We start from the raw sequence: 13,921 nt of genomic DNA, 5'->3' as shown, positions 1-13,921 counted from the left end.
ACAGCCGAAGTCCTTAGTGACAAAGTGATTTGTCCGACAATCGCTGCCACAACAAAAGCGATGCCGCACTCAAGGACCCGGGTTGACCAAGAACGATTACGGCTGCCAATAAACCGCGAGTCATCTGCACTGCGTGGGCCTACAAGAAAATCTGGAGCGCGGATGAACATCAAACAGAAGTTGACCTGGGCGTTTGCAATCATCGCCTGCCTGCCCGTGGTGCTGGTCGCCACCCTCGTTGTGCTGAACCTGCGCAGTGATGCCAGAGACGAATTTATCGACGGCAGTGCCCGCGAGATTCGTCAGGTCAGCAACGCCATGCAATTGTTCTTTGACGGCATCAGCCAGAACGTCGATTACCTGGCCAAGCAGCCGCTGATCCGAAACTCCGACGACAGCCTCAAGACTTACATGGCTGCCAACGCCGAAAGCGTTCCCCAGGGCGAGATGGACAAGAAAGTCTTCACCCTGCTCCAGGACCTGGGCAACAGCCACCCGGCCTACGCCTATGCCATCCTCGGCACGGCGGCGGGCGGCTACGTGTCTTGGCCGGATGATCCGAAGCTGAACAACTACGACCCGCGCCAGCGTCCCTGGTACAAGGCCGCCCAGGCCAAACCGGGCAAGCCGTTCCGCACTGAGGCCTACTACTGGGCCCAGGACGACGCGACCTACGTCAGCACCGTGCGCACCATCGACAACAAGCTGGGCACCAACGGTGGAGTGGTCAGCATCGACGTGACGCTCAAGCAGCTCACCGAAATCGTCAAACAGATCAAGCTCGGTGAAACCGGCTACCTGATGCTGCTGGAAAACACCGGCATGGTCCTGGTGGATCCGAAACAACCAGAACACAACTTCAAACCGCTGAACAGCCTGGGCGACGGCTACGCGCAACTGGCCAAGGCCGGCAAGGGCCTGGTGGAAGTGGAGTTGAACGGCGAGCGCTACATGGCCAACGTCTGGCCGTCGGAGCAACTGGGCTGGACCTTCATCGGTCTGATCAAACAGAACGACGTGATGAGTTCCGCGACCCAGTTGACCTGGTTGATCGCCATCATCGCTGCCGTCCTGGCCGTCATCTTCGCCATCGTCGGCGCCAGTTTTGCCAGCCTCATCGTGCGTCCCATCCGCAGCGTGGCCAGCGGCCTGGAAGGCATCGCCCAAGGCGAAGGCGACCTGACCCAGAACCTGCAAATCCGTGGCAACGACGAAACCGCGCAGCTGGCCAACTGGTTCAACCAGTTCCTGACCGCGATTCGCAACCTGATCCAGAACATCGGCGGCGCAGCGGGCAAGATCCTCGCCACGTCCAAGAGTTCGACCCAGGTCTCCAGTGACATGGCCGAAGCCGCCGGACGCCAGCGTGAAGCGGTGGACATGGTGTCCACGGCGTTCCACGAAATGGTCGCCACCGCCAACGAAGTTGCGCGCTCTTGCAGCCAGGCGGCGGAGTCCGCCGACAGTGGCCAGCGCCAGGCGCGCGAAGGTCAGCAACAGATCGATGCGGCGGTGAACAGCGTTGATCGCCTGAGCCAGGAAATCGAACAGTCGGCCCAGTCGATGCAACAACTGGAGCGTGACAGCAATGACATTCAGTCGATCCTCGGGACCATCCGGTCGATCGCCGAACAGACCAACCTGCTGGCGCTGAACGCCGCAATCGAAGCGGCACGGGCCGGTGAACAGGGACGCGGCTTTGCCGTGGTGGCCGACGAAGTGCGGGCCCTGGCCAAGCGCACGGCCGACTCCACGGCGGAGATCGACGGACTGCTGGGCAACCTGGCCAAACGCACCAGCCAGGTGACCCAACAGATGCACGCCAGCCTTGAAGTGTCCCAGCAATCGGTGACGCGCATCGGTGAGGCGCGCAACAGCTTCGGGCAGATTCGCGAGTCGGTGGACGTGATCCGCGACATGAACACCCAGATCGCCACGGCAGCGGAACAGCAGCATCAAGTGGCCGAAGACATCAACCGGCACATCAGCCAGATCCATGGCGATGCGCAACTGGTGGCGGAACTGGCCAACTCGGCACGCCTGGACTCCCAGAGCCTGGCCGGGCTGTCGAACGAGCTGGACGGGTTGGTGCGCAGGTTCCGTACCTGATCAGCCGGCACACCCCCAAACCCTGTGGGAGCGAGCTTGCTCGCGATGGCGGTATATCAGGCAACATAGATGTTGAAGCTGATGGCCTCATCGCGAGCAAGCCCGCTCCCACAGTTGTTTTAACTCAGCGTTCGATGATCGCGGTCACCCCCTGCCCGCCCGCCGCGCAAATCGAAATCAGCCCCCGCCCCTTGCCCGCCACATCCAGCAACTTCGCCAGGTTGGCGACGATGCGCCCGCCCGTGGCGGCAAACGGATGCCCCGCCGCCAGTGAACTGCCCTTGACGTTGAGCCGACTGCGGTCAATCGAGCCCAACGGTGCATCGAGCCCGAGACGGGTTTTGCAGTACTGCGGATCCTCCCAGGCCTTCAATGTGCACAGTACTTGCGCGGCGAAGGCTTCGTGGATTTCGTAGTAGTCGAAGTCCTGCAGGGTCAGGCCATTGCGCGCGAGCAAGCGCGGCACGGCGTAGACCGGCGCCATCAACAACCCTTCGGCACCGTTGACGAAATCCACCGCCGCCGCCTCGCCGTCGCGCCAGTAGGCAAGAATCGGCAACCCTCGCGCCTTCGCCCATTCCTCGCTGCCCAGCAGCACCAGTGACGCCCCGTCGGTCAGCGGCGTGGAGTTGCCCGCGGTCAGGGTGCCCTTGGCGCTTTTCTCGTAGGCCGGCTTGAGTGCCGCGAGCTTTTCCAGGGTCGAATCCGGGCGCAGGTTGTTGTCGCGGGTGAGCCCCAGGAACGGCGTCATCAGGTCGTTGTGCCAGCCTTCGGCGTAGGACGCCGCCAGTTTCTGATGGCTTTCGAGCGCCAATTGGTCCTGGGCTTCGCGAGGGATGTTCCAGGTCTGGGCCATCAGCTCGCAGTGCTGCCCCATGGACAACCCCGTGCGCGGCTCACCGTTGCGCGGGAACTCGGGGATCAGATGTTTGGGGCGCAATTGCAGGAAGGTCTTCAGTTTGTCGCCGGTGGTTTTCGCGCGATTGGCTTGCAGGAGGATTTTGCGCAGCCCTTCGCTGACGCTGATCGGTGCATCCGAGGTGGTGTCCACGCCACCGGCGATGCCGCAATCGATCTGGCCCAGGGCAATCTTATTCGCCACCAGCAACGCCGCTTCCAGCCCGGTGCCGCACGCCTGCTGGATGTCATAGGCCGGGGTAGCGGGCGACAACCGCGAGCCGAGCACGCACTCGCGTGTGAGGTTCATGTCCCGCGCCAACTTGAGCACGGCGCCGGCGACCACTTCGCCGATGCGCTGGCCATGCAGATTGTAACGCTCGATCAGGCCTTCGAGGGTAGCGGTGAGCATCACCTGGTTACTGGCCGTGGCGTAGGGGCCGTTGGAGCGGGCGAAAGGAATCCGGTTACCGCCGATGATCGCGACGCGGCGCAGCTGGGTCATATAAAGCCTCTGGAAAATTTTAAATGTGAGCAAGGTCCCCTGTGGGAGCGAGCTTGCTCGCGATGGCGGTCTGTCAGTCAAATTTTGTATGCCTGATAAACCGCCATCGCGAGCAAGCTCGCTCCTACAATGTAACCAAGCGTAGGCCTTATCTCGTGGATCGAACGACTGATCGCCATTCATGGTCCACACTTTGAACCCCAGCTTTCGGAGCGCGTTCCATGTCTGACCGCTATATCGACTTCGCCAATTCGTCCATCGGCCATCGCCTGGTTGGTGCCCTGGGGTTGCCGACACCGACTCGACTGGAGCGCTGGCAGGCAGGCCGGCTGCGGCCCGTGGAAGGTGCGCTGCTGATCGGCGGCGGGCCATTGGCGGAACACGTCAGCGCTTTCGCCAACCGCCTGACCGACGCGATCTACAGCTACGGCACCGAGCCTTCGATGGCCACGGCCTGGATTCCCGGCCACGGACCGAAACTCAAGGCCGTGGTGTTCGACGCCAGTGACCTGCTGCACACCGATCAGCTCATGCAACTGCGCGAGTTCTTCCAGCCGTTGATGAAGAACCTCGATCACTGTGCGCACCTGGTGATTCTCGGACGCGATCCGCAAACCCTGCGTGACCCCTTCGCCGCCAGTGCGCAACGTGCCCTGGAAGGTTTCAGCCGTTCCCTGGCCAAGGAACTGCGCAGCGGTGGCACCCTGCAATTGATCTATGTCGGCAAAGGGGCCGAGGCGCAACTGGAAGGTCCGCTGCGGTTTTTCCTCTCGCCGAAAAGCGCCTTCGTGTCCGGGCAGGTCATTCGCCTGAATCCGTGCTCGACGCCCGTCAGCGACTGGACGCGCCCGCTCGCCGGGCGCAAGGCACTGGTTACCGGCGCAGCACGCGGCATTGGTGCCGCCATCGCCGAAACCCTGGCCCGTGACGGTGCCGACGTCATCCTGCTCGACGTGCCGGCGGCCAAAACCGACCTTGATGCCCTCGCCGCACGCCTCGGCGGGCGGAGCATCAGCCTCGACATCTGCGCCGAAGACGCCGCCGCGCAGTTGATCGAACAGTTGCCCGACGGCCTCGACATCGTGGTGCACAACGCCGGCATCACCCGCGATAAAACCCTGGCCAACATGACCCCGGACTTCTGGGACGCCGTACTGGCCGTCAACCTCAACGCACCGCAAGTGCTGACCAAAGCCCTGCTCGATAGCAACACCCTGCACGACAACGCCCGGGTGATTCTGCTGGCCTCCATCAGCGGTATCGCCGGCAATCGCGGGCAAACCAACTACGCAGCGAGCAAGGCCGGGCTCATTGGCCTGGCACAAGCCTGGGCGTCGCTGCTCACCGAGCGCGGCATCAGCATCAACGCCGTGGCACCCGGATTCATCGAAACGCAAATGACCGCGCACATACCCTTCGGCCTGCGCGAAGCCGGACGGCGCATGAGCTCCCTCGGCCAGGGCGGCCTGCCACAGGACGTCGCCGAAGCCGTGGCCTGGCTCGCGCAACCGGGTACCGGCGCATTCACCGGGCAAGCGTTGCGCGTATGCGGGCAAAGCGTTCTGGGGGCTTGAGGATGATCACCGACTGGCACACTCTCAACCGCGAACCCAGCCTCCCGGGGTTGTACGCTCGAGCGGCGACACGGCGAAAAATCACCGGCACCACCCTGCCCGATTCGGGTTTGCGCTGCTGGGTCGACGTCGATCCCAAACGCCTGGCGGCCTATCGCACGGTCTGTGGCTTCGCCGACAACGGCCTGCTGCCGCCGACCTATCCGCATATCCTCGGCTTTGCCTTGCAGATGCAATTGCTCACGGCCAGGGACTTCCCGTTCCCGCTGCTGGGCCTGATTCACCTGAGCAATCGAATTCGCGTGCTGCGCCCCATGGGCGGGGTGAATCGGGCGCGTGTCAGCGTGCAGGTGCAGAACCTGCAACCCCACGCCAAAGGCGCGACGTTCGATTTGCTGACCACCCTCGACGATCAACTGGGGTCGCTGTGGGAGGCACAAAGCCGGATGCTCTGCCGCGGCGTCAAACTCGAGGGCGAACCGCTTGAGGAGAACCTGGTAACGAATCTGGACATGAACGAAGTCGAGCACTGGAAAGCGCCCTCCGACATCGGTCGGCAATACGCCAAGGTGTCCGGCGACTACAACCCGATCCACCTGAGCGCGGCCAGCGCCCGACTCTTCGGCTTCCCGACCGCCATCGCCCACGGCCTGTGGAACAAGGCGCGCACACTGGCGGCACTGGCCGGGCATCTGCCTGTGGCGAACGTCGAGATCGCAGTGCAGTTCAAGAAGCCGGTACGGCTGCCCAGTGAGGTGACGTTGCTCGCCAGCGAGCCGGGGGCGAGCGGGGAGTTTGAGTTGGTGGGTGTCGGAGAGCTGGAGCACATGGTCGGGTACTGGCGGCCGGTGGCCTGACAAGGCCGATGTTTGTGGCGAGGGCTTGCTCTCGCCGGGCTGCGTACATCCAGATAATCAGGCCGGCCGGCAGGCCGCCTTCGCGAGCAAGCCCGCTCTCACAGGGTCGAGGTACATCCGCCAGGTTCAGGTCGACTTTCAAGCCGCCTTCGCGAGCAGGCTCGCTCCCACAGAAGAGCAAAAGCAGAGCAGCCCACACCGCGCCGCTTCTCACCACTCATCAGGCCGAGCGTTAGCTCGCCTGCAGCTCTTGATCTTGATCCACCCGCCCCCTCGGCAGGCTGAGCGGAGGTGTTCATCCGGGGATGGGCGCGCAGCGCCGTTCGACGCAGTCGAACTCATTGCATGTAGGTCGAAGCGAAGCCGACCGGAGGGCAATGCCCCCGGATGAATACCGCAGCGAAGGAACCCCGAGCCTCAGCGAGGGGCCGTACGTAAGGGGCGAGACTTTTTGGTTCCTTTTGTGTCGTTTGACAAAAGGGACTCGCCGTAAGGGCGAAACCATAAGTCGCCGTTACCGAAGAACCGGATATGTACTCAACCCAGAGGTCACCCAATCACCCCTTGACCAAATAAACCTGCGGCAACGGAAACAGATTATTCAACGTCTCCAACAACCGCACGTGATAAATCGGCTTGCGAAAAAGATCCAGCACCTGCAAGCGCAACATATCACTGACATCATCCATGCCCGCATGCCCCGACATCACAATCACCGGCAAATGTTCGCGAGACGTATGCTCGCGCAAGCGCCTGATCAACGACATGCCGCTCTCCTCCGGCATGCGCAAATCAGTGATCACCAAAGCGATGTCGGGGTGCCGGGTCAGATGCTGCAGCGCAAGCTTGACCGAAGTGGCGGTAAAACAATTGAACCCCTCACCCTCCAGCAGCTCCGCCAACTCAAGCAATGCGTCCTCTTCGTCATCCACCAGAAGCAGCTGTTGGCGTGGCTGAGCATGAGCGTTCATGAGGTGACACCTGCAATGGACGAAGCGCTGGCGTTAGAAACCCTGTGAAGCGACAGCAAATTGTCGACTTCCTTGTCACAGCGCCGCTTGAATAGTGTTGAACGTGGCCGTGATGGCGCTCTGGACACCCGGGCTGAAACCGGCGAGCACCACCGCGACCATGGCGGCAATGATCGCGTACTCGATACCGGACGCACCCTCGGTATCCTTGGCCAGGCCCTTGTAAAAAGCGACCCCGGATTTGACCTTCTCGACAAGCTTGGAAAAAGACATGACATTTCTCCTGGACGACGACGGGTGTTGCACGGACGCAACATGATTCCCCAGTGCCAGCACCAGCATTGTCGGCATTCCGCGGCCCAACAACTGTAAATACGCATTAACACTAAAGTATTAACCGTTTCGTTGACGTCAAAAACGGGTCGTTTTTTCGCAACTTTGTACTTTCGTTAGATATTTTCCCCCGCGCTAATGGCATTTTGCTCTACCTGCGCTACGGTCAAATAGCAAAATAGTTCCATGTTCATAGCTGCCTGATTGCGAAGTTGTCTCGTTGGAATTGACGGGGTTTGCGCAGCAGGAAAGGGAGAGCCTTCATGAACAGCCGTGTCACTCTGGGTCTCGCCGGATTGTTTCTGGTCGGCGCCATCATTACCGGTTACTGGGGACTCACATTGAGTCGTCAACCGGCCCCCGAGGTCGTTGCCCAATCCACCGTCAATGCACCGCTGGCCATCGCGCAGGCGCCACTGTCGACAAATGACCCGACCCGCCATCCCGTGGTCGTGCTGGTCAACGATGTCGCGCCCTATACGCCGATCACCGCCGCCGATGTCGTGCTGGAACAATTGCACACCGCCCCGGCCGGCAGCCTGACCAGCCTCGACCAGGCGATTGGCCGCACCCCTTGGCGCGCCCTCAGCGCCGGCAGCTGGCTCAACGACGAAAGCTTCGAAGCCGGCAGCAAGCTGTCGCGGATGATCCGCCCCAATGAACGCGCCCTGGCGGTCGCCACGGACGAAGTGGTCATTGTCGGCGGGCAACTGACGCCGGGCGACTATGTCGATGTATTGCTGTTCCTGCGCATGGACACCCTCAATCCGCAGCCAACGGCCCAACTCGTGGTGCCGGCCTTGCGGGTGCTCGGGGTCGGCGAACAGTTGGGGTTGACCAACGACGGCCAGCCTTCCAGCCCGGCACGCAACGCCGAGGAAAAACTCAAACAGGATCAATCGCGCGCCGCAGCCAGGACCGTGTTGCTCGCCGTTCCTGAACAACTGGTGAGCCGCCTGATGCTCGCGACCCAGGCCGGCGTGCTGCGCCTGGCCGTGCGCAGCGCCGATGAGAAACGCCTGGCGCGCTACTGGGCCGGCGAAAGCAACTCTGCCGCCAACCTGGCCAATGCCAACCGCGAGTTGTTGCAATTCAGCCAGTTGGCCATGACCGGGCCACCCAAACCTGTCACGACCAGCCCTGGCGCCGCGCCGCGCAAGCAGAGCGTGGAAGTCATTCGCGGTAACGAGATCACTCAACAAACACCCTGAGTCGAGCAAGGATGCCTTTCCATGCGCAGACCTCTTACGCCATTGTTCAACGGCTTGATCCGGGCCACTTTGCCCGGCGGCCTGCCGGCAAGTGCGATATCACGTAGCGAGTTATCGCAATGAGCCAGAACCTGAGTCAAACCTTCCTCGCGATCACGCGTAACAGCACCGACCTGGAATGGCTGCAAGGCGCCCTTGCGCCCTTGGGCCAGGTGGTCAGCGCCGGTGGCGGCAGCCTCGACGAACTGTTGGCACTGGTGGACGTGACCTGCGCCAGCCTGGTGTTCATCGGCCTGGACCGCGACCACGTGGTCACCCAAAGCGCGCTGATCGAAGGCGCGCTGGAAGCCAAGCCGATGCTGGCGATCGTCGCGCTGGGCGACGGCATGGACAACCAGCTTGTACTCAATGCGATGCGCGCCGGGGCCAGGGATTTCGTGGCCTATGGTTCACGCTCAAGTGAAGTCGCGGGGCTGGTGCGACGCCTGAGCAAACGCCTGCCCGCTGTCGCGCCGAACACGCACCTGGGCCGCCTGACCGTGCTGTATGGCGTGCAGAGCAGCGCCGACGGCGCGTTACTGGCCACGCACATGGCGCAAGTGGTGCAAAAAAGCGGACAGCACACGCTGCTGCTGGACCTTGGACTGCCCCGGGGCGATAGCCTGGCGCTGCTGGGCCTTGAAAGCTCGTTTCATTTCGGCGACGCATTGCGCCACTTGCGACGCCTGGACGCGACGCTGATCGACAGCGCCTTCACCAGTTGCGAAGCCGGGCTGCGCATCCTCGCCTACGCCACTGGCGATGAACCGCTGGAGCACACCAGTGCCGCCGAGCTGTACATGTTGCTCAGCGCCCTGCGCCAACACTTCCAGCACATCGTGGTAAACCTCACCGGCCAACCCGACAGTGAAGCGCTGCGCACCTTCGTCAGCCATTGCGACAAACTGCTGTGGTACACCGATCAGAACGTGCTCGACTGCCGCCGCAACCTCACGGTGCTCAACTTGTGGCGCGAAAAAGGCATGAAGCTCGATCACGCCAAATTGCTCGTGGACCGCTACCTGCGCAACGTCGCACCGGACTCCGATACCCTGGGCAAGACGTTTGGCCTGGAGATCATCGCCACCCTCGCCTACAGCCCGGAAGTGCGGCTCAACGCCAAGAACCAGGGCCTCACCTTGTTCGAACTGGCCCCGCGCGAGGGTCTCACCCAGAGTCTGCGCGCACTCGGCGAGCGCCTGGCCAGGCACTCCGAAGGCCTGGTCAAACCCAAGACCGGCTGGTTCAACCGCTTGAGGGGCGCACAATGAGCAGTGAAAAACTCTTCGGCTCCCCCCATCGCGGCGCGGTCGGCAATACCGACCACGAAGGTCTGAAACTGGTGCTGCATCGCTACATCATCGACGCCATCGAAGAGTCGGGGAAAAACCTGCTGGAAGGCACGCGCCAGGCGCTGTCGCAATTCGTGATCGACAAGGTGGCCGAGTACATCGCGCGCTTGCACCTGGCGATTTCCCGCTATGAGATGGAGCGTCTGGCCGAGGAGATCGTCGACGAACTCACCGGTTTCGGCCCGTTGGAAGTACTGCTGCGCGACCCGGCGGTGACCGAGATTCTGGTCAACGGTCCACACCGGGTATTTGTCGAACGCGAAGGCTTGCTGCATCTGAGTGACTTGCGTTTTATCGATTCGCACCACGTCGAACGTGTCATGCAACGAATTCTCGCGCCCCTGGGCCGACGGCTCGACGAGTCTTCGCCCATGGTCGACGCGCGCCTGCCGGACGGCAGCCGGGTCAACGCCATCATTCCGCCGATAGCCCTCGATGGTCCGTGCCTGTCGATCCGCAAGTTCCGCCAAGACATGCTCAAAAGCTCTGACCTGGTGGCGATGCAAACCATCGATCACGCGATCTTCGAATTCATTCAGGAAGCCGTGGGCAAACGTTGCAACATCCTGATCAGCGGCGGCACCGGCACCGGCAAGACCACGCTGCTGAACATTCTCAGCCAGTTGATCAACCCTCAGGAACGCCTGGTCACCATCGAAGATGTCGCCGAACTGCAACTGGGCCACCCTCACGTCGTGCGCCTGGAAACCCGTCCACCGAATGCCGAAGGCCATGGCGAAGTAAAAGCCAGCGACCTTATTCGCAACGCCCTGCGGATGCGCCCGGACCGGATCATCCTCGGCGAGATTCGCGGCGTCGAAGTGGTCGATGTGTTGACCGCGATGAACACCGGCCACGACGGCTCGATGAGTACCGTACACGCCAACAATGCCCAGGATGCTTTGCTGCGCCTGGAGACCCTGGTGGGCCTGACCGGCCGCAGCATCGCCGAGCGCACCCTGCGGCAGATGATCTGCGCGGCGCTCGACGTGGTCATCCAGCTCACGCGCATGCCCGACGGCCGCCGCTGCGTCAGCGAAGTGGTGGAAGTCGTGGGTGTGCGCGACGACGTGTATGTCACCAACACGCTGTTCCGTTTCGACCGCCACACCGGGTTTGGTTTCCTGCGCGAAGCTGTGAACCCGGCTGGCGACAAACTGCGCCGGGACTCGGCGCTGTCTCCCTCGGCGTATTGAGGCCACGGCATGCTCAAACCGGCGCTGCTCATCCTCGTTTGCCTGATCTTTCTCGGCCTGGCGCTGCGCCTGCTCTATAACGGCTTGCGCCAGACCGGCAACGAACGGATTCTGGGACGCCTGAGCCAGGGGCAACTGCTGCGGGTCGAGCAGAAGTCGTCATGGGCGGGCCTTGAGCGCGCGTTCCTGCGCGCCGGACTCGGACGCCCCACCGAACGCCTGGGTCAATGGCTGGTGTTCTGGATACTCGGGGTGCTGCTGGGAATTGCCCTGGGTGGCTGGATCGGCGCGCTGCTGGTGCTGCTGGTGCCTCCGGTGGCGTTACGACTGTTCGTCAGCTGGCGTTACCAGCGTCGCCTCAGTCGCATGATCGAACAGCTGCCGATGGTGCTCGACCATGCCGTGCGCAGCCTGAAGTCCGGGCGGACCCTGGCCGATGCCGTCCTCGGCGCCATCGATGCGGCCGAAGACCCACTGAAAAATGCCATGGGCCGGATTCAACGCAATGTGCAACTGGGGGTCAACCTGGCAGACGCCGCTTCGGACTTCGCCGAGCTGTACGAAAAAGATGAACTGCGCCTGCTCGCACTCGGCTTGAAGGTCAACCACCGTTACGGCGGCAACGCCAGTGAGCTGCTGGAAAACCTGATCAAGATGATCCGCGAACGCGAGCAAGCGGCACGCCAGTTGAAGGCCATGACCGGCGAAACCCGTATCACTGCCGTGGTCCTGGCCCTGCTGCCGGTCTCGGTCGCAGGCTATTTCCTACTCACCAATCCGACCTACCTGCTTTCCATGTGGCACGACAGCTCGGGGCAAACCATGCTGGCGAGTGCCTTCGGATTTCAGGTGATCGGTTGCCTGGCGCTTTGGCGCATGTTGCGTAGCCTATGACTATGAAGATGCTCTTGCTGATGAGCGCACTGCTGCTTTTCGGGGCTGCACTGTTGTTGCTCAGCGCTTTGCTAGAACAAAGCCGACGGGCACGCCAGGTGGCCCAGCGACTCGATGGCAAGGCGCCGGGTGATAGCCACCTAACCCAACTGCTGCAAGCCCTGGGCGCCAGTCGCCTGGGGCAACAGTCGGTCAAGATGGACAACGAAACCCAGACCCTGCTCAACCGCCTGGGCTGGCGCAGCGTACGCCAACGCTCACTGTTCGCCGCCTTGCAGGTGGGCGTGCCGGTGCTGGCGCTGTCCTTGTGCCTGTTGATTCAGGGGCTGTTCTACCCGAATGTGGAGAACCACTGGATCGCCCCGATGCTCGCCACCTGCATGGGCTATCTGTTGCCCAAGCGCTGGCTGGCCGCCGCTGCACAGCGTCGGCAAAAACAACTGGCCACTGAAACCTCGACCTTCATCGCGCTGCTGCGCACCCTGTTCGAATCGGGCATGGCGGTGGAGCAATCCCTGCGTGTACTGAGCCAGGAGGGCAGGCAGTTGTTGCCCGCCCTGACCCATGAACTGCGCCTGATTCTGACCCGCGTCGATTCAGGCCTGGAACTGGGCGAAGAGCTGAACAAGACCACCCGCTTGCTTGCGGTAGACGAGTTCACCGACACCTGCGTGATCCTTCAACAATTGATCCATCAGGGTGGCGGCGCGATGAAGTCCCTGCTGGCGCTCAAACAGTTGCTCGACGACCGGCGCCTGACGCGCCTGCAGGAATACATCTCCAAGATGTCCGCCAAGATGTCCGTCGTGATGATGCTGTTTCTCTTCCCGGCGTTGTTGATCGTCCTGGCCGGCCCGGGCTTCACGGCCCTGGGTCGGGCCTTTGTCCACTAATCCTGCGGATCGAGATTATCCAGCGCCCGATTCACCGCCAGCTCACCCAGCATGATCACCTGCGCAATCCCCAGCATCGTATTGCGCTGCGAGCCCTGCAGAAACCCCGCGAAATCACTCGCCATCACACTCGCCGACGCCAGTGATTCACAGGCGTGGGCCAGCAGGGTATCGGTGTCGATGTCCGGAGCGATGACGAACATCGTGCTGGGTTTGCGGGGGACAGATTGTTTGGGGGGATTTGGGGTGGGTTTGATCATGGTGAAGCTCCATTCTTGGATTGGAGTTCGCCATCACTGCGACCAAGCAGAAGGGTGGCGAACTGTACGCAGGTTGGTCGACCAGGGAATGGAAACCCGGCAGGGCCTGGGCCCTCCCACGCACGGCTCGCCATTAAGCAAGCACAAAAATGCCGCTCGCGCGGCACTGTGCGCCATTCTAAACCCGGGCGACCAAACCCGATCACTGAATTTGCAGTGACCGACAAAGGCTAGAGATCGCGCTTCCGACGGACAACCTGAAAAGCGTGTCGGAGATTTCCCGGGGATTTGAGGAAAACTACACAGGAATGTGTTGGCTGGAAGGACGTCATCGCGAGCAAGCTCGCTCCCACAGGGTCGAGGTACATCCGCCAGATTCAGGTCGGCCGGCAGGCCGCCTTCGCGAGCAAACCCGCTCCCACAGGGTCGAGGTACATCCGCCAGATTCAGGTCGGCCGGTAGGCCGCCTTCGCGAGCAAGCCCGCTCCCACAGGGCCGAGGTACATCCGCCAGATTCAGGTCGGCCGGCAGGCCGCCTTCGCGAGCAAGCCCGCTCCCACAGGGTCGAGGTACATCTGCCAGATTCAGGTCGGCCGGCAGGCCGCCTTCGCGAGCAAGCTCGCTCCCACAGGGTCGAGGTACATCCGCCAGATTCGGGTCGGCCGGCAGGCCGCCTTCGCGAGCAAGCCCGCTCCCACAGGGCCGAGGTACATCCGCCAGATTCAGGTCGGCCGGCAGGCCGCCTTCGCGAGCAGGCTCGCTCCCACAGGGTCGAGGTACATCCGCCAGATTCAGGTCGGCCGGCAGGCCGCCTTCGCGAGCAGGCTCGC

12 protein-coding genes and 1 pseudogene are annotated in these 13,921 nt (G+C 62.4%); 9 read left to right on the top strand and 4 right to left on the bottom strand.

The annotated features are described in order from the left end of the window. Positions 1 to 60: 60 nt before the first annotated feature. Together KW841_RS30190 and KW841_RS30185 are read left to right on the top strand one after the other, a co-directional pair. Positions 61 to 1,251 (top strand): annotated as a pseudogene (locus tag KW841_RS30190) (cache domain-containing protein); the annotation flags it as partial. Positions 1,252 to 1,341: 90 nt separating this feature from the next. Beyond that, positions 1,342 to 2,109 (top strand): methyl-accepting chemotaxis protein, encoded by a 768-nt coding sequence (locus KW841_RS30185; RefSeq protein WP_371319548.1) that lies wholly within the window; start codon positions 1,342 to 1,344, stop codon positions 2,107 to 2,109. A gap of 124 nt (positions 2,110 to 2,233) precedes the next feature. On the opposite strand, the gene KW841_RS28925 is transcribed toward KW841_RS30185, so the two are convergent. Then, positions 2,234 to 3,511, bottom strand: a complete 1,278-nt coding sequence (locus KW841_RS28925) for an acetyl-CoA C-acetyltransferase (RefSeq protein WP_218480699.1) — start codon at positions 3,509 to 3,511, stop codon at positions 2,234 to 2,236. A gap of 221 nt (positions 3,512 to 3,732) precedes the next feature. On the opposite strand from KW841_RS28925, the gene KW841_RS28920 reads away from it, so the two are divergent. Both KW841_RS28920 and KW841_RS28915 read left to right on the top strand, forming a co-directional pair. Next, positions 3,733 to 5,085, top strand: coding sequence for a 3-oxoacyl-ACP reductase (locus KW841_RS28920; protein ID WP_218480698.1), 1,353 nt, complete (start codon positions 3,733 to 3,735; stop codon positions 5,083 to 5,085). Between the two features lie 2 nt (positions 5,086 to 5,087). After that, positions 5,088 to 5,942, top strand: coding sequence for a MaoC/PaaZ C-terminal domain-containing protein (locus KW841_RS28915; protein WP_218480697.1), 855 nt, complete (start codon positions 5,088 to 5,090; stop codon positions 5,940 to 5,942). A 557-nt stretch (positions 5,943 to 6,499) separates the two neighbouring features. Here the strand turns inward: KW841_RS28915 and KW841_RS28910 are convergent. Both KW841_RS28910 and KW841_RS28905 read right to left on the bottom strand, forming a co-directional pair. Then, positions 6,500 to 6,913, bottom strand: a complete 414-nt coding sequence (locus KW841_RS28910) for a response regulator (RefSeq protein WP_007980910.1) — start codon at positions 6,911 to 6,913, stop codon at positions 6,500 to 6,502. A 75-nt stretch (positions 6,914 to 6,988) separates the two neighbouring features. Beyond that, the gene (locus tag KW841_RS28905) at positions 6,989 to 7,186 is read right to left on the bottom strand and encodes a Flp family type IVb pilin (RefSeq protein ID WP_218480696.1); all 198 of its coding nucleotides are present in this window, start codon (positions 7,184 to 7,186) and stop codon (positions 6,989 to 6,991) included. A gap of 323 nt (positions 7,187 to 7,509) precedes the next feature. On the opposite strand from KW841_RS28905, the gene cpaB reads away from it, so the two are divergent. From cpaB to KW841_RS28880, 5 genes are all read left to right on the top strand, one after another. Continuing rightward, the gene (gene cpaB / locus KW841_RS28900) at positions 7,510 to 8,457 is read left to right on the top strand and encodes a Flp pilus assembly protein CpaB (RefSeq protein WP_218480695.1); all 948 of its coding nucleotides are present in this window, start codon (positions 7,510 to 7,512) and stop codon (positions 8,455 to 8,457) included. 119 nt (positions 8,458 to 8,576) lie between these two features. Continuing rightward, a complete protein-coding gene (locus tag KW841_RS28895) occupies positions 8,577 to 9,767 on the top strand; it encodes a pilus assembly protein (RefSeq protein ID WP_218480694.1) in 1,191 nt (396 codons plus the stop codon). Further along, positions 9,764 to 11,044 carry a CpaF family protein gene (locus KW841_RS28890; RefSeq protein ID WP_007980918.1) on the top strand — a complete coding sequence of 427 codons (1,281 nt, stop codon included), beginning with the start codon at positions 9,764 to 9,766 and terminating at the stop codon, positions 11,042 to 11,044. Before KW841_RS28895 ends, KW841_RS28890 begins: the two co-directional genes overlap by 4 nt. A gap of 9 nt (positions 11,045 to 11,053) precedes the next feature. After that, the gene (locus KW841_RS28885) at positions 11,054 to 11,938 is read left to right on the top strand and encodes a type II secretion system F family protein (protein ID WP_218480693.1); all 885 of its coding nucleotides are present in this window, start codon (positions 11,054 to 11,056) and stop codon (positions 11,936 to 11,938) included. 2 nt (positions 11,939 to 11,940) lie between these two features. Next, positions 11,941 to 12,831, top strand: coding sequence for a type II secretion system F family protein (locus KW841_RS28880; protein WP_218480714.1), 891 nt, complete (start codon positions 11,941 to 11,943; stop codon positions 12,829 to 12,831). On the opposite strand, the gene KW841_RS28875 is transcribed toward KW841_RS28880, so the two are convergent. Next, positions 12,828 to 13,091 carry a DUF6124 family protein gene (locus tag KW841_RS28875; RefSeq protein WP_218480692.1) on the bottom strand — a complete coding sequence of 88 codons (264 nt, stop codon included), beginning with the start codon at positions 13,089 to 13,091 and terminating at the stop codon, positions 12,828 to 12,830. The two genes, KW841_RS28880 and KW841_RS28875, sit on opposite strands and share 4 nt — an antisense overlap. Positions 13,092 to 13,921: the final 830 nt, after the last annotated feature.

It is taken from the genome of Pseudomonas sp. PDM28 (assembly GCF_019219115.1).
Taxonomy (GTDB): Bacteria; Pseudomonadota; Gammaproteobacteria; order Pseudomonadales; family Pseudomonadaceae; genus Aquipseudomonas; species Aquipseudomonas laurylsulfatiphila.
The sequence above is the reverse complement of the archived record's forward strand: the minus strand, read 5'-3'. Positions and strand labels throughout refer to the sequence as shown.